Below are 17,083 nucleotides of genomic sequence, written 5' to 3'. Positions count from 1 at the left end.
GGACATGATCTTTCGCCACAAGGGCCAGACCGCCGATACGATCTGGACCCTCATCGCCGCACCGACGATCTGGGCGCTGCATTTCCTGGCATCCTACGTCGTCGCCTCGGTCGATTGCGCCCCGAACGTCGACATCTTCCAGACCATCACCGCCGCGCGCTGGATGATCTTCGGCCTCACGATCGTCGCACTCGTCCTCATCGGCCTGATCTTCCTGCGCTCCCTGGGCGAGTGGCGCGGTCACGGCGGCGGCACCGTCAACGACGAGGCCACCGACCTGTCGCGCGAGCGGTTCCTCGAATTTTCCACCGTCCTGCTGGCCGGTCTCTCCTTCATCGCGGTCGTCTTCGTCGCGCTTCCGGCCTTCTTCAACGTGGACTGCCGCTGATGGCCGGCGCGCGCCTCGCATCGGATGGAGGACTGGCGGGAATGAACCGGACCAGCCGGCTCTGGCCGCTCGTCGCGGGCGCGCTCATTCTCGTCGCCGTCTGGGTCGGGCCGCTCGCCGTGCGCGCCGCAAGCTCGTTCGCAGCGCACATGATCATGCACATGGCCGTGGTCGCGCTTGCCGCGCCGCTCCTTGCGGTCGGTCTCGCGCGCGCCTTTCCGGCCGCGACGAACCGGATTCCGGCCGGCGTCGCGATCGTCGCCTCCTTCGCCGAATTTGCGATCGTCTGGGGCTGGCACGCACCCGCCCCGCACGATCTCGCCCGCACCGACGCGTTCGTGTTTGCCGTTGAACAGACATCCTTTCTCCTTGCCGGCCTCATCGTCTGGCTCTCGGCACTCGGCGCGGCCGGGGCGACGCAGCTCAGGTCCCGGGCGGCCGGGGTCGTCGCTCTCCTCGTCACCTCCATGCACATGACGCTGCTTGGGGCGCTCCTTCTGATGAGCCCTCGCACGCTCTACGCCTGCGCCGAGATCTGCAGCCCGCTCGCGACCATGACGCCGCTTGCCGACCAGCAGGCCGGCGGTGTCATCATGCTCATCGTCGGCGGCTCCGCCTATCTCGTCGGCGGCCTTGCCTGCCTCGCCTCGATCCTCAACGACACCTCAGCAAGGCCGGCCTGATGAAAAAACGGATCGCCCTCGATTTCGTCCTCACCTGGAAGAAGATTGCCGCCGCCGGTCTCGGCATCGTCGTCCTCGCCCTCGCTGTCTCGTTCTCCGGCATGGTGTCGATCGCCGCCTCGTCGGACCATTTCAAGCCGGTCGGCTGGTTCCTCCACTGGACCATGCAGAACGCCGTCGCTCGCCAGTCCCTCGGCACCGAGGTGCCCGAGGACGTGGATCTGTCCGACCCCGCCCTCGTCCAGCGGGCGAGCGGTCATTTCGCCACCGGCTGCGCCCCCTGTCACGGTGCTCCGGGCGTTGCCCAGTCGCCGGTCGTCCTGTCGATGACGCCCCATCCGCCCCGCCTGGAAGGCAAGGTGGGCGAGTGGAAGGACCGCGAGCTCTACTGGATCGGGCTTCACGGCATCAAATATTCCGGCATGCCCGCCTGGCCGGCCCAGGACCGCGACGACGAGGTCTGGTCCGTCGTCGCCTTCCTGCGCGTCCTTCCGGGCATGAGCGCCGAAACCTATGCGAGGCTTGCCCTCGGCGGCACGCGCGCGCGCGTCGAATTCGAGGCGGGCACCGAACAGACCGCCGGCCTCGACGGCGTCGTGGAAGACGCCCTTGCCGATTGTGCCCGCTGCCATGCCCGGGACGGCCTCGGGCGTGGGGAAGGCGAGAGCGCGGGCGCCTTCCCGGTGATCGCCGGCCAGCCCGAACCCTATCTCTTCGCCACCTTGATGGCCTTCAAGGACGGCTATCGTCATTCGGGCTACATGCAGCCGCCCGCCTCGCGCTATTCGGTGGACGTCCTGCGCGCGCTCGCCGGCTGGTACGCCGCCCAGCCCGCCGGGGCGATCGCGCCCGAAACGCCCTCCGCCATCGAAGGGCCCATCGCGCCCGCCTCTCCCCTGCCCTCGGGGGACGGCATCCCGCCGCAGATCTTCCCGGCCGCCAACCGCTCCGCACAGGCCTACGACATCGAACTCGCCGCCGGGGGCCTGCCGACCGAGGGGAGCCGGGGCATGCTCCAGCTCGGCCAGCTCATCGCCGAAAAGGGCATCGCCGCCCGCAAGCTGCCGGCCTGCGACAGTTGCCACGGGGCGGAGGGGCGCAGGAAGAACGCCTATTTTCCGTATCTCGGCGGTCAGCCGGCCTGGTATACGAAGACCCATCTGGAACTGTGGAAGCATGGCGAGCGCAGCGGTACGAAATTCGCCCATTTGATGGACGAGATCGCGGTGAACCTTACCGCTGAGCAGATCGACGCGGTCGCCGCCTGGTATGCGAGCCGTCCGGTCGGGGAATGAACGGGACATGGACGAGCCGATGGCGACCGACGACGAGAACTGGGTCCGGGCGCTTGCGCCGAGCCTCGACGATTTCGAGGCGATGGCGATTGAGGCCTATCGCGGCCTGCCGGCCGAATTCCGCGCCCTGTGTGGCGACATAAGGTTTCTCGTCGCCGATTTTCCGGACGACGACGTCGTCAAGGAAATGGATCTGCACAGCCCCTTCGACATTCTCGGCCTGTTCGAGGGCCGTGGAATCGGCGAAATGGCCGAACCGGTGACCGGCGAAATGCCGAATCGGATCCTTATCTATCGCCGGCCGATCATCGATTACTGGGCCGAGCACGAAGAGCGTCTCGGCGACATCGTCCGCCATGTGGTGATCCACGAAATCGGTCATCATTTCGGCCTCTCCGACGACGACATGGAGACGATCGAAGCCAACGCCTGACTTCGCGCACGGTGCGGGAGGCGGTTCTCGGCTGTCCTTCCGCACGCAGCTTCGTCACCCGACGTTCGAGCCGCGCCGAGCGCCGACCCGAAGGGATGCGGAAGCCACCACGGTCCTTGCGACGACCGGCGCCCCGAAAACCGACCGGCGCCGCCTCGCGAGCCGGCGGGCCGGCTGTTGCAGGTCAGGTGCCCGGCGGCTCCCCGTCTTCACGTCGACACGTCCGGGTCCCGAGCCCGCGGCATCGCGTCGTCGCCGTCCCGCACGCCGGACGGCGCGCAATCATGCGGGAAGCGTCGACGCGTTGGCGAAAGATCACCTGAAATTTCCGTACGGATCGGCGCTGCGGCATCGCCCGGCGATGAATTGCGCGCCGCCCGGGCAGCGGACGTAGGCGGCCCCGCGACGATCGCCCCGGTCGTAGGACGGACCGGGACCGCCATAATAATCGCCGCGCCCGCCCCTGTCGTATACCGGTCCGCCCCGGCCGTAGACCGGCCCGCCTCTCCCATACCGGTCGTCGTCCGGCCAGCCGCGATAGTCGCGGCCGCGGTCGTAGACAGGCCCGGCACCGTCCGGTCCCAGTGCATAGACGCCCGGAGGAGCGTATCCGCCGCCGCCCGAGCAACCGGAAAGAAAAGCTGCGCCCAACAGGAGCGGAAGCGTCAGCACGATGCGTCTCGTTGACAAAATCATGAACGGGTCTCGGTTTGTCCGGTCTCTCGTGCCACGCACGAAATCGTCTGGAATCATGACGTTAGAGCATTGCCTCGAAAATCGGAATTGATTTTCGGACCGCCTGTTGCGTGAAGCCAGAAAGACGGCCGGCGCATCGTGCATCGGATCAGACGCCCGATGCGCCAGCCGGCAGTCGAACGTGGCCCGACGGACGGGTGGAGGGACGGGCGCGAACCCGGTGACGACGCTTCGGACCCTGCGTGGGAGCGTCAGGACCGGGACAGCCAGCAGGCGTCAACCATCGGTGCGGATTGAATCAGCCGTTGTATCCACGAAAAAGGGCGGACCTTCCGAAACGAAGATCCGCCTTGCCCGAGCCCATGATGAACCGGCAGGGGTGACGCGTTCTTGCGCCGCTGGTAGCGGCCGGAACGCGCCGCCCCGTCGATGCGTCAGTCGCAGGACGCCATGGCTGTCGCACACCCGGCCGCCGAGGCGACGCGGTAGAGGGCGACCTCATCGCTCACATTGGTGTAGGGGCGGCTGCGCAAGGCTTCGGTTTCGGCCGGAATCACCAGCGCCACCGGCGCGTCACCTGTCTCCTGACCGCCGTTCAGCGCGCGAGCCATATTGCGATTGCGAAGAAAAGAGAAAGTCATCGCGTTTCCCACCGTGCCGGATGAAGGAGTATGACAGTGAAACGGTCTGTTGAAACGGCCGTTCCACTGTCATCGAAAGTTAATTTGCGGTGAACGACCGGGGTCAGTTCGCCGCCGAATCCGTGCTCTCGCCCTTGAGACAATTGGCGAAGAAGGTCGTCGTCGCAGGCCAGTCCGAGAACACGCCACGCACGCCGATATCGTTGGCCAGCACGTCGAGAAGGTTCAGCATATCGCCGTCCGACGAGACGACATCGTTGATCGACTGGTAGTACCAGCCGCCGCCCTCCGCGAGCGGGCCGGAGCGTTCGAGAGACCAGGCGATCATGTCGAGTCCGGCCGCCTTCGCCGCTTCCGCATAGGGCGAGGGCACGATCTCGCCGTCCCGCTCCGTCACCAGCATCCAGAGCGGCGGCGCGATGATCTTCACGCCCTCGTCGGCAAGGGCCTGCATCGAGGGCTCGAAGCTTTCGGGCTTCATCGGATCGAAGCCCTCCTGCGTCTCGTCGCGGCCATCGAGATAGACGGCCTGCGCGCCGAACTCGGGGAACTCCCGGATCCAGAAGCGCACGTCGTCGAGATTGAAGGACTGGGGATACACGTCGCCCGGGGGCACGCCGGCATCGAGATAGGCCTTGATCAAGGCCCGGCCGTAATCGTCCTGGCTGTATTCGCCTTCGAACGGCATCGGCACTTCCGGCGCCTTCAGTTCAGGGGTGAATTTTCGACCGAAGGATTTGACGAGCGCGATCGATTCGGCATGGCTCATCACCGTGCCAGGCGCATAGAGGGTCGTGCGCCAGTTCGCGATGCCACCCTGGTATTCTTCCGGTGTGGACGCCGCCGGGTCGAAGCCGTCCATCTTGGCGTTCAGCGTCTTGAATTCTGCAAGCGTGATGTCCGAGGTGCAGCATTTGGCCTCCGCTTCGCGGCCCTCGCCGGCCGGCGAGAACGGCACCGAGCACTTGGCGCTGAGATCGGGCCGGGTCAGGATATCGGTCGTGGTGTGCAGGTCGCACTGGGCATGGCGGCAGACGAGTTCGCGATCCTGCGTGAAGGCGACGTCGCATTCGATGATGCCGGCGCCCTGGCGGGCAGCGGCCGTATAGGATTCGCGGCTGTGCTCGGGAAACTGCAGGGGCGCGCCGCGATGGCCGATCGACCAGTCGCTCGCCGCCATCGGCTGGCCGAGGCAGGCCGAAAGCCTCGACTTCAGGTCGCCGTCCTCAAGCTGGTCGACGAGATAGGCCGGGCGCACGCCGATCTCCGCCTTATCCATGGACGGCGCGGCGGCGGGAGCCGTCGGCTCCTGGGCCTCGGAAACCTGGCCGACCAGGCAGGTCGACAGGACCATGGCGATGAGAAGGGTCTTTCGCATGCAATGCCTCCGGGGGTCGCGATCCAGCCAGCTCGACGCACGTCCCGCACCGGAACCGGCGCGTCGCCGTCACCAAAGGCCCTAGCCGATGTTTGCGACAGGCGCGCGACACGCCTCGCCGGCTGGCGAAGATCCCAGCGAAGACATTGGAACCTGCCACCTTTTTCGGGTCCGCGATCGCGCGAAAGGACTTGCCGCCGCGCCGCAAATGCCAATGTCCAGCCGGTCGATGGACGATCAACGGATGCGAGGGCTCGATGGGTCTTGGAAACAGCTCGAAGCGTGCAAACCCGGGCGACGCCCGGAAAACCGCGGCAGCTCCGGCCGGCGGTTCCCTGAAGCTCCTGCCGATGCTCATCGGGCTTGCCGTCTTCGTCGTCCTTCTCCTGTTGCCGGCGCCCGAGGGTCTGGCGATCGAGGCATGGCGGGTCGTCGCCGTGGCCAGCCTGATGATCGTATGGTGGATCACCGAGGCGGTGCCGGTGCCCGCGACCGCGCTGCTGCCGCTCGTCCTGTTCCCCCTGACCGGCGCCATCTCCATGGACGATGCCGCCGCCCCTTATGCCGATCCGACGATCTTCCTCTTCATGGGCGGCTTCATGCTCGCGGGCGCCATGGAACGCTGGAACCTTCATCGCCGCATCGCCCTCAACATCGTCGCGCGCACCGGCTCGCGCCGCCACCACATCGTCGGCGGCTTCATGCTGGCGACCGCGTTCCTCTCCATGTGGGTGTCCAACACCGCGACCACCGTCATGATGCTGCCCATCGCACTCTCGGTCGTGGGGCTCGTGTCGGGCGGGGCCGGAGAGGGCGAGGACAGCCGCAGGTTCGCCATCGCGCTGCTCTTGGGCGTGGCCTATTCCGCCTCGATCGGCGGCGTCGCGACCCTCATCGGCACGCCGCCCAACGCGCTTCTCGCCGGAACCCTTAGCCAGACCTATGGCTACGATCTCGGCTTCGGCCGCTGGATGTTGATCGGCGTGCCGGTCGCCGTTCTCATGCTCGCCATCTCCTGGCTGCTCCTCACCCGCGTCGCGTTGCGCCTGCCGAAGGACGAGATCGAGGGTGCGCACGACATGATCCACCGCGAGTTGAAGGGCCTTGGCCGCATGTCGCGGGCGGAGATCGTGGTCGGCTCCGTCTTCGCCGGCGCCGCCGTCCTCTGGATCCTGCGCTCCTGGCTCCAGACCTTCATTCCCGGGCTCGACGATGCGGGCATCGCCATCGGCGCCTCGCTCATTCTCTTCGCCGTTCCCGCCGCGATCGGGCGCGATGCGGACGGCACGCGCATCGCGCTGCTCGACTGGAAGACCGCCTCGCGCCTTCCCTGGGGCATTCTCATTCTCTTCGGCGGCGGCCTCAGCCTCGCCTCCGCCGTTTCGGGAACGGGGCTCGACGAATGGATCGGCGCGGGCATCGGCGGCTTTGCCGGCTCGCTCACCCTCATCCTTCTCGTCATGGTCGTCGCGACCATCATGCTGCTCCTGACCGAGTTCACCTCCAACACGGCGACAGCGGCAACCTTCCTTCCGCTTCTGGCAGCGCTTTCCATGAATATCGGCGAGAACCCGCTGATGCTCGCCGTACCGGCCGCGCTCTCGGCATCCATGGCCTTCATGATGCCGGTCGCCACCCCGCCGAACGCCCTCGTCTTTTCCTCGGGGCACGTCTCGATCCCGCAGATGGTCCGCTATGGCGCCTGGCACAATGTGGCGGCCCTCCTCGTCATCTCGACGGTCGGTTACCTCGTCCTGACGACCCTGTTCGGCGTCACGGTCGGGGAAATGCCCGCCTGGGCGACCGGGGCAGACGCCGGCGCGCAATAGGCCGCCGTCCGCCACCGAGGCTTCGGGCGGATCCGGCGCGAGGCCCGTTCGGCGGCGTTCGACATGCCTGGACCCCGCCTTTGCGCAGGTCGTCGCGGCGCCGGGCCCGAACCGCGCATCATCCCGACAGACCGAGCGTCGTGGCTGCGACGACGGCGTAACGGGCAAATTTTCCGGCGCCGACGAGAAGCGTGAAGGTGAGAATCGGAACCCGCAGGAAGCCGGCCGCCAGCGTCAGGGCGTCGCCGCCGAACGGCCACCAGGCCAGGAGCAGGGTCCACACGCCGTAGCGCTTGAACATGGCCTCCGCCTTGGCGAGCGCCGGTCTGGGCACCGGAAACCATCTGCGATCCGCATAGGCCGAAAAATACCGTCCCATGGCCCAGTTGACGACGGAGCCGAGCGTGTTGGCGAGGCCCGCCACGAGCACGGCCGCGACCGGGTCGACTTCGCCTTCGGTCAGCGCCGCGATCAGCACCAGTTCGGACGCGCCCGGCAGCACCGTGGCCGCCAGGAACGCGCTCCAGAAAAGGCCTGTCAACAGGGCGAAGTCCGTCATCGATCTCGCTCCCCCACGACCATCGGCCCTCGGCACCCCATCGGAAACGCCCCGGCGCCCTTGCCGCGGATCGTTCGAACCCGGCCGATCCGCAGCGCGGGCGGTCGGCGAACCGGGACCGGCGGCCTTCATCAGCACGGCCGTTCGGGAAACGCCAGACGGGACGGCCCGCCGCGTCGAGAAATCGACACCCGGCCTCTCATTTTTTCTGTCGCGACGATTGAAGGCGGCAAGGAGACCCACCACATCAGAGAGGAAATACAGTCTAACATAATGATTCAGCTTGCGATGCTTGACATCGCACGCCTTATAGGAAGGAACGGGATCTCGATGTCTTCACGTGCCCTCATTCGTCCGGCCTGGACGCCGGCCACCATTGCCCTCATGGTGGGTGGTTTCTTCGTCTTCTGGCCGCTCGGCCTCGCCGTGCTGGCTTATATTCTCTGGGGCGAACGCCTCGATGCTTTCAAGCGTGACGTCAACACCTCGACGGATCGCCTCTTCGGCGGCCTCAAGCGCTCGGGCTTCGGCGGCACCGCCTTCGGTGCCTCGAACACCGGCAATGTCGCCTTCGACGACTGGCGCGACGCGGAACTCAAGCGTCTCGACGACGAGCGCCGCAAGCTCAACGAAGCCGCGGCCGAGTTCGAGGCCCATGCACGCGAACTGCGCCGTGCGAAGGATCAGGAAGAGTTCGACCGGTTCATGAAGGACCGTCAAGCCCGCGAGAAGACCCGCAACGATGCACGCAACGATGGTCCGATCGTCGACGGCCACCCGGCCTGACAGCGGTTCGGACTGACGCCGGGCCGGACCGACATTGGGCCGGCCTGACGCAAGGTTTGGTGGGATCATCGACGCGATGGTCCCTTCGCCCTGAAAATCCTCGAGGCGGCATCCCCGGATGCCGCCTTTTTCATGGTACGGCGCGGTCCATGCCGGCACGGCCTTTCGCCAAGCAACGACCCGTTTGAGTGCGGACTTGCAGCCATGGTACGATCCGCCGTCCGGTTCGAATCGCTCTCACCAAGTCCGCCATGCCGATGAAACTTCGCAGCCTCTACAGACGCGAACCCAATCCGGTTCTACCGACGTTCGTCGAGGCGGGCGAACATCAGGTTCCGTTGACCTTTCGCGAGAACGCCCGCGCCAAGCGGCTGATCCTGCGCATCGCGCCCGATGGCGGCGCCGTCGTCACCGTGCCGCCGCGAACCTCCGGAAAGACGCTGACCGACTTCGTCGATCGTCATCGCGGCTGGATCGCGGAACGGGCCGGCGGCCGGCGCACGCCGCTCCTCATCGAGAATGGCGCGATCATCCCCGTGCGCGGCGAAAGGGTGCGTCTTTCCTGTCTCGGAGGTCGGCGCGTCCCGAGGCTCGACGCCGAGGCGGGCGAACTTTCCATCGGCGGATTGCCGGAACATTTTCCCCGCCGCGTCGCCGATTATCTGAAGAAGGAAGCCCGCACCGATCTCACGGCCGCCGTCGCCCGCCACGCCGAAACCGTCGGTCTCCAGCCAAAAGCCTTGACCCTCAAGGACACGGTCAGCCGCTGGGGTTCCTGCACCATGGACCGGCGCCTGTCCTTCTCGTGGCGCATCGTCATGGCGCCGCCCCGGGTGCTCGATTATCTCGCCGCCCACGAAGTGGCGCATTTCGTCGAGATGAACCATTCGCCGGCCTTCTGGGCCGTCTGCCGAAGCCTTTGTCCCGACATGGACGAGGGACGGGCCTGGTTGAAAGCCAACGGCGCCTCGCTCCACCGGATCAGGTTCTGATGCGACATGTCCGGCCGAACGGCCGGACGCCCCATGTCGGCCCGCCCTTGCACACCCGTCCTTGCACGCCCGTCCTCAGGCCTTTGCGTATTCGCGCGCGCCGAAGATCGCCGAGCCGACGCGCACGCTGGTGGCTCCGAACCGGATGGCCGTCTCGTAATCGCCGCTCATGCCCATCGAGAGCTTCTCGACGCCGGCCTCGTCCGCAAGCTTGGCCAGCAGCGCGAAGTGCGGTCCGGGATTTTCGTCCACCGGCGGAATGCACATCAGGCCCTCGATCGCCAGCCCGTGCTCGGTGCGGCAGCGCTCGACGAACGCCACCGCCTCCTTCGGCATGATGCCGGCCTTCTGGTCTTCCTCGCCGGTGTTCACCTGGACGAAGAGCCGCGGCGTGCGGTCCTGCCCGGCGATTTCCTTGGCGATCTCGCGGGCGATCTTCTCGCGGTCGACGGTCTCGATGACGTCGAACAGCGCCACGGCGTCGCCGGCCTTGTTGGATTGCAGCGGGCCGATCAGCCGCAATTCGATGTCGGGGAAGCGCTCGCGCAGGGCCGGCCACTTGGCTTGCGATTCCTGCACCTTGTTCTCGCCGAATATGCGCTGCCCGGCTTCCAGGACCGGCAGGATCGCGTCTTCGCCATGGGTCTTGGAAACCGCGACCAGCACCGCGCTTCCCGGCGCACGCCCCGCATCCTGCGTCACGCGTGCGATGGCGTCGGCCACGGCATGATATTGGTCGGCGATGGGCATGATGGATCTCTGTGCGCGGTTGGCGAGGGGGTCGTGTCCGTCGGCCTATCCGGTGCACGCATCCTGAGCAAGTCGACTGCGATGAAACGCGCGCGGCGATCGGAAAATCGGCGCCGGGGCCGGGTCGGGCGATCGGGACAGAAGACCAACCGCCTCGCACGTGCGAACCCGAGGCAGCGCTCGACCGGATCGGTGGCGTCCGTCTCGACATCCGGCTCCTTCCGGCCGCTTCGTAAGGGCAGCCCGCGCGAGACGCAACCATATCGCGCGATCCGCACGTCCTCCCCGGTGCCGGCGCCGAGATCGTCGAACCAGTCCTCGGTTGACGCTCCCACCGAACCGGTGTTGAACGGCGGGCGATGATTTTCGCCGATTTTCAGGCGCTTCCCCAGCGACAAAGCACACCGACATCATGACCACCGAACGCTACAATCCCCGCGCAGTCGAACCTCGCTGGCAAAAAGCCTGGGACGAGGCCAAGCTCTACGAGGCAAGATCCGACGCGCCGGGCGAGACCTACTACGTCCTCGAAATGTTTCCCTATCCCTCGGGCCGCATCCATATGGGCCATGTGCGCAACTACGCCATGGGCGACGTCGTGGCGCGCTACAAGCGGGCCCGGGGCTTCAACGTTCTCCACCCGATGGGCTGGGACGCGTTCGGCATGCCGGCGGAAAATGCGGCCATGCAGAACCGGGTCCATCCGGCCAAGTGGACGTACGAGAACATCGCCTCGATGCGCGCGCAGCTGAAATCCATGGGCCTGTCGCTGGACTGGTCGCGCGAGTTCGCGACCTGCGACGTCGAATATTACCATCGCCAGCAGATGCTGTTCCTCGACTTCCTGGATGCCGGCCTTGCCTATCGCAAGAAGTCGAAGGTGAACTGGGACCCGGTCGACATGACCGTGCTCGCCAACGAGCAGGTCGAGGACGGACGGGGCTGGCGTTCGGGCGCGCTCGTCGAGCAGCGGGAGCTCGTCCAGTGGTTCTTCAAGATCACCGAATATGCCGACGATCTCCTCGAGGCGCTGGATCACCTGCCGAACTGGCCGGACAAGGTCCGGCTGATGCAGAAGAACTGGATCGGCAAGTCGGAAGGGCTGATGGTCCGCTGGCAGCTGGCCGGCGGCACCGCGCCCGCCGGCCACGACGAGCTGACCGTCTTCACCACCCGGCCCGATACCCTGTTCGGCGCCTCGTTCCTCGCGGTCGCCGCCGACCATCCGCTGGCCGCGAGCCTTGCCCGGAACGATCCGGCGCTCGCCGACTTCATCGCCGAATGCCGGCGCGCGGGCACCAGTGCCGAAGCCTTGGAGACGGCGGAGAAGAACGGCTACCGCACCGGCGTCGAGGCGGTCCATCCCTTCGATCCCGCCTGGACGCTGCCGGTCTATGTCGCCAACTTCGTGCTGATGGATTACGGCACGGGCGCCATCTTCGGCTGCCCGGCGCACGACCAGCGCGATCTCGATTTCGCCCGCAAATACGAGTTGCCGGTCACCCCCGTCGTTTTGCCGAGCCGGGAGGATCCCACCGTCTTCACCATCTATGCCGAGGCTTATGGCGGCGACGGCGTCCTGTTCAATTCGCGCTTTCTCGACGGGATGAGCCCACAGGAAGGCTTCGAGGCCGTCGCGACCCGACTGGGCGAGACGATGCTCGACGGCGCGCCCCAGGCCGTGCGCAAGGTCAATTTCCGCCTGCGCGACTGGGGCGTCTCGCGCCAGCGCTACTGGGGCTGCCCGATCCCGGTCCTGCATTGCGAGACATGCGGCGTCGTGCCGGAAGCGCGCGAGAATCTTCCCGTCAGGCTCCCCGACGATGTGGAGTTCGACAAGCCCGGCAATCCGCTGGATCGCCATCCCACCTGGCGGCAGGCGACATGCCCCCGGTGTGGCGGCGGGGCGCGGCGCGAAACCGACACGATGGACACCTTCGTCGATTCGTCCTGGTATTTCGCGCGCTTCACCAGCCCCCGCGCCGAGACGCCGACGGTTCCCGCCATCGCCGACGCCTGGCTTCCCGTCGACCAGTATATCGGCGGCGTCGAGCATGCGATCCTGCATCTTCTCTACTCCCGCTTCTTCGTGCGCGCCATGAAGGCGACCGGCCATCTCGATCTGGTCGAGCCGTTCAGGGGCCTGTTCACGCAGGGCATGGTCGTGCACGAAACCTATAAGGACGGCCGCGACTGGGTGCCGCCGAGCGATGTCGCCTTCAAGGAGGTGGACGGCCAGCGTCAGGCCACACGCGTTTCGACCGGCGCGCCGATCGAGATCGGCGGCATCGAGAAGATGTCGAAGTCGAAACGGAACGTCGTCGATCCCGAGGACATCATCGGCTCCTATGGCGCCGATACCGCCCGCTGGTTCATGCTGTCGGACTCGCCGCCGGACCGCGACGTGATCTGGACCGAGGCGGGCGCCGAGGGCGCCTTCCGCTTCGTCCAGCGCCTGTGGCGTCTTGTCGGCGATGCCGCGCCCCATCTCGGCGACGCCGCGCGCCCCGCATCGGTGACCGGCGAGACCGCTCTCGCCATCCGCAAGGCCGCGCACCGCACGGCCAGCGGCGTCACCGCCGATATCGAGCGGCTCGGCTTCAACAAGGCCGTCGCGCGCGTTCATGAGCTCGTCAACACGCTCGCCGGCGCCTTGGGGGACCTTGCCCGCAGCGACGACGAGACGAAGGCGGCCGCTGCCGAAGCTCTCGAATTCCTGGTCAAGCTCATCGCCCCGATGATGCCGCATCTGGCGCAGGAATGCTGGACGGTCCTCGGAAACGAGGATTTCGTCGCCGCTCGAAGCTGGCCGCAGATCGACGAGGCGCTCCTGCGCGACGACAGCGTCACACTCCCGCTCCAAATCAACGGAAAGAAGCGCGGCGACTTGACCGTCCCGGCGGACGCCAGCAAAGCTGACATCGAACAAGCCGCGCTCGACAGCCAGGTCGTGCGGGATGCGTTGAATGGTGGCCAGCCCAAGCGCCTGGTCGTGGTGCCCGGGAGAATCGTCAATGTGGTCGTCTGATCGTCTGAAGCGCGCAGGGCTCGCGACCGGCCTCGTTCTCGGTCTCGCCGCCTTGTCCGCCTGCACCGCCCGGCCCCTCTACGCCGATCCCGCGGCCTCGGACGAGGTCTCGATGGAGCGTCTGGCCAGCCTCAGGGGACGGATCGCCGTCACCGAGCCGATCACGCGGACCGACCAGATCGTGCGCAACGGCCTCCTGACGCGTCTGAACGCCGGAGCCCGGGTCGAAAACCCGCTCTACGAGGTGCGGCTCGAGGTCGCCGGGCAGGAGCGCGGAATCTCGATCGAGGAGGGCGGCATCGCCAGCGCCTCGGTCTACGTCCTGAGAACCCGTTACAGCCTCGTGCGCCTTTCGGACAATGCGGTCATCGACAGCGGCAGCCGCGAGATCATCACGCCGTTCGATCGCACGCAGCAACTGTTCCTGTCGCAGCGTGCGCTGATGGCCGCCCGCAAGCAGGCCGGCGCGGAAGCGGCCGCCCAGCTCGAAATCGCCATCGCGACGGCGCTGCAGGGCGCGGGGGCTTGAGGCTTCCCGGCCTCCGCGACCGGAAGATCCGGGACACGGACTGATGGCCCAGAAGAAGGCGGGGGAGGTCGATGCCTTTCTGTCGCGGCCGGATTTCTCCTATCCGGTCATCCTTCTCTACGGGCCCGACCCCGGCCTCGTCTCCGAGCGCGCCCACACGATCGCGAAGCAGTCGGGCGTCGATGCGAGCGATCCGTTCGCGAGCGTGACGCTCGCCGCCGATGATCTGGAAAAGGACATCGGCCGCCTCTACGACGAGGCGCTGACGGTGTCCATGTTCGGCGGCAAGCGCCTGATCCGGATCCGTGGCGCAGGCAATGGCAAGGCGCTGGGCGAAGCCGTCGTCGACCTGTCGGCCAGGAAGCTCGAGGGCGCGATCCTCATCATAGAGGCAGGCGAGCTGAAGAAGAATTCGGGCCTGCGCCTCGGTGTCGAGCGGGCGAAGTACGCTTTGGCCCTGCCCTGCTATCAGGACGAGGCGCGAGCCCTCGACCGGATGATCGACGAGGAGCTGAACCGAAGCGGGCTGCAGATCGACAGGGAGGGGCGCGACGAACTCAAGAGCCGCCTCGGCGCCAACCGCCTCGCCTCGCGCGGCGAAGTCGAAAAGCTCTGCGTCTACGCCTACGGCACCGACAAGATCACCGCCGCCGACGTCGCGGTCATTGTCGGCGACGTTTCGGCCGATGCGGTGGAGGAGGCGATCGATGCGGCGATCAGCGGTGCGGTCAAGAAGCTGCCCGCCCTCATCGAGCGCCTGACCGACGCCGGAACGCCCGTCTACCAGCTTCAGCAGACCCTGCTGCGCACCATCCAGCAGCTTCAGGCCATGCGGGAATCGGTCGAGCGCAACGGCGAGCCGGTCGCCCGGGTCATCGAGCGGCGCCGGCCGCATTTCAAGCGCAAGCCGGCACTGGAGACCGCGCTGGGCGCCTGGCCGCTGGAGGCCCTGTCGCGCACCGGACGGCGGATCGAGGCCGATATTCTGAAGAGCCGCAAGGAAAACCAGATGGCGCTCACGATCACGCGCCAGATGATGCTGTCGATCGCCGTGGAAGCGGCCCTGCACCGCCGACGGTGATGCCCTTCTCCGGCCCAGGGACCACGACGCGACGCAGCCTTCAGGCCGTGCGCAGCCAGCCGGTCTCGTAGTCGGTCAGGGTGCACTGCGCGAAGCGGGCGAGGCGCTCGATCTCGGTGGTCAGCCTCTCGATGCGGCCCCGGCCCATCCGAACGCCCGCTTCCGGCCAGAAGGCCCGCACGATCAGGCGCGATGCGGACCGGGCGGCCCTTGCGTCGAGACGCCCGATGATCCGGTCCCCCTCGAGGACCGGAAAGACGTAGTAGCCGTAGATGCGTTGCGGTTCCGGCACGAAGATCTCGATGCGATAGGAAAAACCGAACAGGCGCTCGGCACGCTTGCGGTCGCGCAGCATCGGATCGAACGGGGACAGGATGCGCACCCGCGTCGGATTGTTCGCCATGGCGGGGATCGTCGCGTCAAGACCGGGGCGTGCGAAATGGCGGCGCAGCCTGCCGTCGTGGCCCGCCACGTCCAGATGTTCGATCCGTCCCGCGGCCCGTTCGCTCTCGGCCCAGCTTCCGGCCTCTTGCGGCGTCGCGATGCGCCAGAAGGCCGAAAGCTCGCCGGCCGTCGCAAAACCCAGGCGGTCGAGCGCGGCGTTGCAGGACCAGTCGATCGTCTCCGCCTGTCCCGCCATGGGGCCGTCCGGATAGACCCGTTCGGAAAGATCGTAGATCTTGTTGAAATTGTCCCGCCGCGTCACGGCCAGTCGGCCCGTGCGCCACAGGAATTCCAGCGCGGTCTTGGAGGGATGCCAGTTCCACCATCCGCCGCCGGCGCGCGCTTCGCCTCCGCCGACATCGCGCGTGCCGACCGGGCCCTCGGATGCGATGTGACGAAGCGTTTCGTCGAGCTTGTCCTCGAAATGCGGGCCCTGCCACCGACGGAACGTCGCGCGCAATCGCGCTTCGTCGCGTGCGAACCTGAAGCGCCAATAGGGCAGGAACGCCATCGGGATGACGGACGCGTCGTGCGTCCAGTGCTCGAACACGGCACGATCGCGCTCCATCAACGTCTTCAGAGCCGCCGGACGATAGGCCGGATGGCGCACGCGCAGGATCATGTGCTGGGCCCGTTCGACCGTGCGGATGCTGTCGAGCTGAACGAAACCGAGATCCTCGACCCGCCGCGCCAGCGTGTCCGGCCGCTCGCCCCCTTTCGGCGAACCGGTCAGGAGATGCCGCGCCATGAAGACGCGCCGCGCCGCTTCGTTGCAAAGCACCGGAACCGTCATCGGGAGCCGCTCGATTGAACCGAAGGCATCGCCCGGGCGTTCCCCAGCCAAGCCGATCTCGTGTCGATCGTGGCGTCGCGGACGATGCCGGATCGCCGAGGTGCGGCACCGCAGGACAAGGACCAGTCATTCATGGGCTACACCAATTTCGATCCGCTCGGCGTCGTCGTCGCGGCGGTTGCCGCCTTCCTCTTCGGATTTCTCTGGCACAAGATGCTGGAAAAGCCGTGGATGACCGCGGCGGGATATGCCGGAAAGCCGGCCTTGAAACTCTGGCCGCTGACCGTCGTCTTCATCGCCTACATCGTCATTGCGGGCATGCTGGCCGGGCTGACGGCGCACATCGGGCCCGTCGGCATTTCCGAGACCTTCGTCACCGGCATCCTCGTCTGGGCCGGCTTCGTGCTCGCCACCATCGTCGTCGATCATTCCTACGAAGCCCGCTCCCGCACCCTGACCATGATCAATGCCGGCCACTGGTTCGGCGTGTTCCTGATCATGAGCGTCATTATCGGTTTTTTCGGATCGTGAGACCTGTGTAGCGCGTGATCCGGTTCTGCGCGAGGGCGGCACCGGATCGACGGGGAGCGCACGATCGGACGAACAAGCGGGCGGCGTCCCGCAGGGCGTTCGCGGACCGTTCGGTCGGCCCGGAACGAAAACACCGCATGCAGGTGCTTGCGGCAGCCGACGGATTGTCAGAACGTCTGGGGGCTTTATCTGGACGTGAAAGATGCGGGCAAGACCCGTCGCGCCGCGACCGGGTGCGACCCGATCG

The 17,083-nt window shown here is 66.9% G+C and carries 17 protein-coding genes; 11 read left to right on the top strand and 6 right to left on the bottom strand.

Going from position 1 to position 17,083, the window contains the following annotated elements; genetic code table 11:
• Window positions 1–4 precede the first annotated feature (4 nt).
• The 4 genes from U0C82_RS08025 to U0C82_RS08010 are packed head-to-tail and all read left to right on the top strand — an operon-like array spanning window position 5 to window position 2,799.
• Window positions 5–388, top strand: a complete 384-nt coding sequence (locus tag U0C82_RS08025) for a hypothetical protein (RefSeq protein ID WP_322186553.1) — start codon at window positions 5–7, stop codon at window positions 386–388.
• Window positions 389–429: 41 nt separating this feature from the next.
• Complete coding sequence (locus tag U0C82_RS08020; RefSeq protein ID WP_322186552.1) at window positions 430–1,071, top strand: cytochrome c oxidase assembly protein; 642 nt, start codon at window positions 430–432, stop codon at window positions 1,069–1,071.
• Window positions 1,071–2,366: a c-type cytochrome gene (locus U0C82_RS08015; RefSeq protein ID WP_322186551.1), complete on the top strand. Its 1,296-nt coding sequence runs from the start codon at window positions 1,071–1,073 to the stop codon at window positions 2,364–2,366. Before U0C82_RS08020 ends, U0C82_RS08015 begins: the two co-directional genes overlap by 1 nt.
• A gap of 19 nt (window positions 2,367–2,385) precedes the next feature.
• On the top strand, window positions 2,386–2,799 hold the full coding sequence (locus U0C82_RS08010) for a metallopeptidase family protein (protein ID WP_322186876.1): 414 nt from the start codon (window positions 2,386–2,388) through the stop codon (window positions 2,797–2,799).
• A 315-nt stretch (window positions 2,800–3,114) separates the two neighbouring features.
• On the opposite strand, the gene U0C82_RS08005 is transcribed toward U0C82_RS08010, so the two are convergent.
• The 3 genes from U0C82_RS08005 to U0C82_RS07995 all read right to left on the bottom strand — a co-directional run bounded on the left by U0C82_RS08005 (window position 3,115) and on the right by U0C82_RS07995 (window position 5,514).
• On the bottom strand, window positions 3,115–3,495 hold the full coding sequence (locus U0C82_RS08005; protein WP_322186550.1) for a hypothetical protein: 381 nt from the start codon (window positions 3,493–3,495) through the stop codon (window positions 3,115–3,117).
• Between the two features lie 434 nt (window positions 3,496–3,929).
• A complete protein-coding gene (locus U0C82_RS08000; RefSeq protein ID WP_322186549.1) occupies window positions 3,930–4,136 on the bottom strand; it encodes a hypothetical protein in 207 nt (68 codons plus the stop codon).
• Window positions 4,137–4,239: 103 nt separating this feature from the next.
• Complete coding sequence (locus tag U0C82_RS07995; protein WP_416186635.1) at window positions 4,240–5,514, bottom strand: glycerophosphodiester phosphodiesterase family protein; 1,275 nt, start codon at window positions 5,512–5,514, stop codon at window positions 4,240–4,242.
• A 257-nt stretch (window positions 5,515–5,771) separates the two neighbouring features.
• On the opposite strand from U0C82_RS07995, the gene U0C82_RS07990 reads away from it, so the two are divergent.
• Window positions 5,772–7,343 carry an SLC13 family permease gene (locus U0C82_RS07990; protein ID WP_322186548.1) on the top strand — a complete coding sequence of 524 codons (1,572 nt, stop codon included), beginning with the start codon at window positions 5,772–5,774 and terminating at the stop codon, window positions 7,341–7,343.
• A 118-nt stretch (window positions 7,344–7,461) separates the two neighbouring features.
• Here the strand turns inward: U0C82_RS07990 and U0C82_RS07985 are convergent, their stop codons facing one another.
• On the bottom strand, window positions 7,462–7,902 hold the full coding sequence (locus tag U0C82_RS07985) for a YqaA family protein (RefSeq protein ID WP_322186547.1): 441 nt from the start codon (window positions 7,900–7,902) through the stop codon (window positions 7,462–7,464).
• Window positions 7,903–8,232: 330 nt separating this feature from the next.
• Between U0C82_RS07985 and U0C82_RS07980 the strand changes: the two genes are divergently transcribed.
• Window positions 8,233–8,688: a DUF2852 domain-containing protein gene (locus U0C82_RS07980; protein WP_322186546.1), complete on the top strand. Its 456-nt coding sequence runs from the start codon at window positions 8,233–8,235 to the stop codon at window positions 8,686–8,688.
• Between the two features lie 257 nt (window positions 8,689–8,945).
• Window positions 8,946–9,680, top strand: a complete 735-nt coding sequence (locus tag U0C82_RS07975) for a M48 family metallopeptidase (protein ID WP_322186545.1) — start codon at window positions 8,946–8,948, stop codon at window positions 9,678–9,680.
• A 75-nt stretch (window positions 9,681–9,755) separates the two neighbouring features.
• Here U0C82_RS07975 and U0C82_RS07970 read toward each other — a convergent pair whose 3' ends face one another.
• On the bottom strand, window positions 9,756–10,430 hold the full coding sequence (locus U0C82_RS07970; protein WP_322186544.1) for a YggS family pyridoxal phosphate-dependent enzyme: 675 nt from the start codon (window positions 10,428–10,430) through the stop codon (window positions 9,756–9,758).
• Window positions 10,431–10,842: 412 nt separating this feature from the next.
• Here U0C82_RS07970 and leuS point away from each other — a divergent pair, with 412 nt between their 5' ends.
• From leuS to holA, 3 genes are read left to right on the top strand one after another with little or no spacing between them, the layout of a single operon-like run.
• Window positions 10,843–13,458, top strand: coding sequence for a leucine--tRNA ligase (leuS, locus tag U0C82_RS07965; protein WP_322186543.1), 2,616 nt, complete (start codon window positions 10,843–10,845; stop codon window positions 13,456–13,458).
• Window positions 13,445–13,987, top strand: coding sequence for a hypothetical protein (locus tag U0C82_RS07960; protein WP_322186542.1), 543 nt, complete (start codon window positions 13,445–13,447; stop codon window positions 13,985–13,987). The genes leuS and U0C82_RS07960 overlap by 14 nt, the downstream gene beginning before the upstream one ends.
• Window positions 13,988–14,030: 43 nt before the next feature.
• Window positions 14,031–15,068, top strand: a complete 1,038-nt coding sequence (gene holA, locus U0C82_RS07955) for a DNA polymerase III subunit delta (RefSeq protein WP_322186541.1) — start codon at window positions 14,031–14,033, stop codon at window positions 15,066–15,068.
• A gap of 40 nt (window positions 15,069–15,108) precedes the next feature.
• On the opposite strand, the gene U0C82_RS07950 is transcribed toward holA, so the two are convergent.
• Complete coding sequence (locus U0C82_RS07950; RefSeq protein ID WP_322186540.1) at window positions 15,109–16,356, bottom strand: winged helix-turn-helix domain-containing protein; 1,248 nt, start codon at window positions 16,354–16,356, stop codon at window positions 15,109–15,111.
• Between the two features lie 81 nt (window positions 16,357–16,437).
• Here U0C82_RS07950 and U0C82_RS07945 point away from each other — a divergent pair, with 81 nt between their 5' ends.
• Window positions 16,438–16,836 carry a DUF1761 domain-containing protein gene (locus U0C82_RS07945; RefSeq protein ID WP_322186539.1) on the top strand — a complete coding sequence of 133 codons (399 nt, stop codon included), beginning with the start codon at window positions 16,438–16,440 and terminating at the stop codon, window positions 16,834–16,836.
• Window positions 16,837–17,083: the final 247 nt, after the last annotated feature.

Source organism: Fulvimarina uroteuthidis (genome assembly GCF_034321785.1).
In the GTDB taxonomy this organism is placed as follows: Bacteria; Pseudomonadota; Alphaproteobacteria; order Rhizobiales; family Rhizobiaceae; genus Fulvimarina; species Fulvimarina uroteuthidis.
Note: the sequence above shows the minus strand (reverse complement) of the source record. Positions and strands in the feature narration are given on the sequence as shown.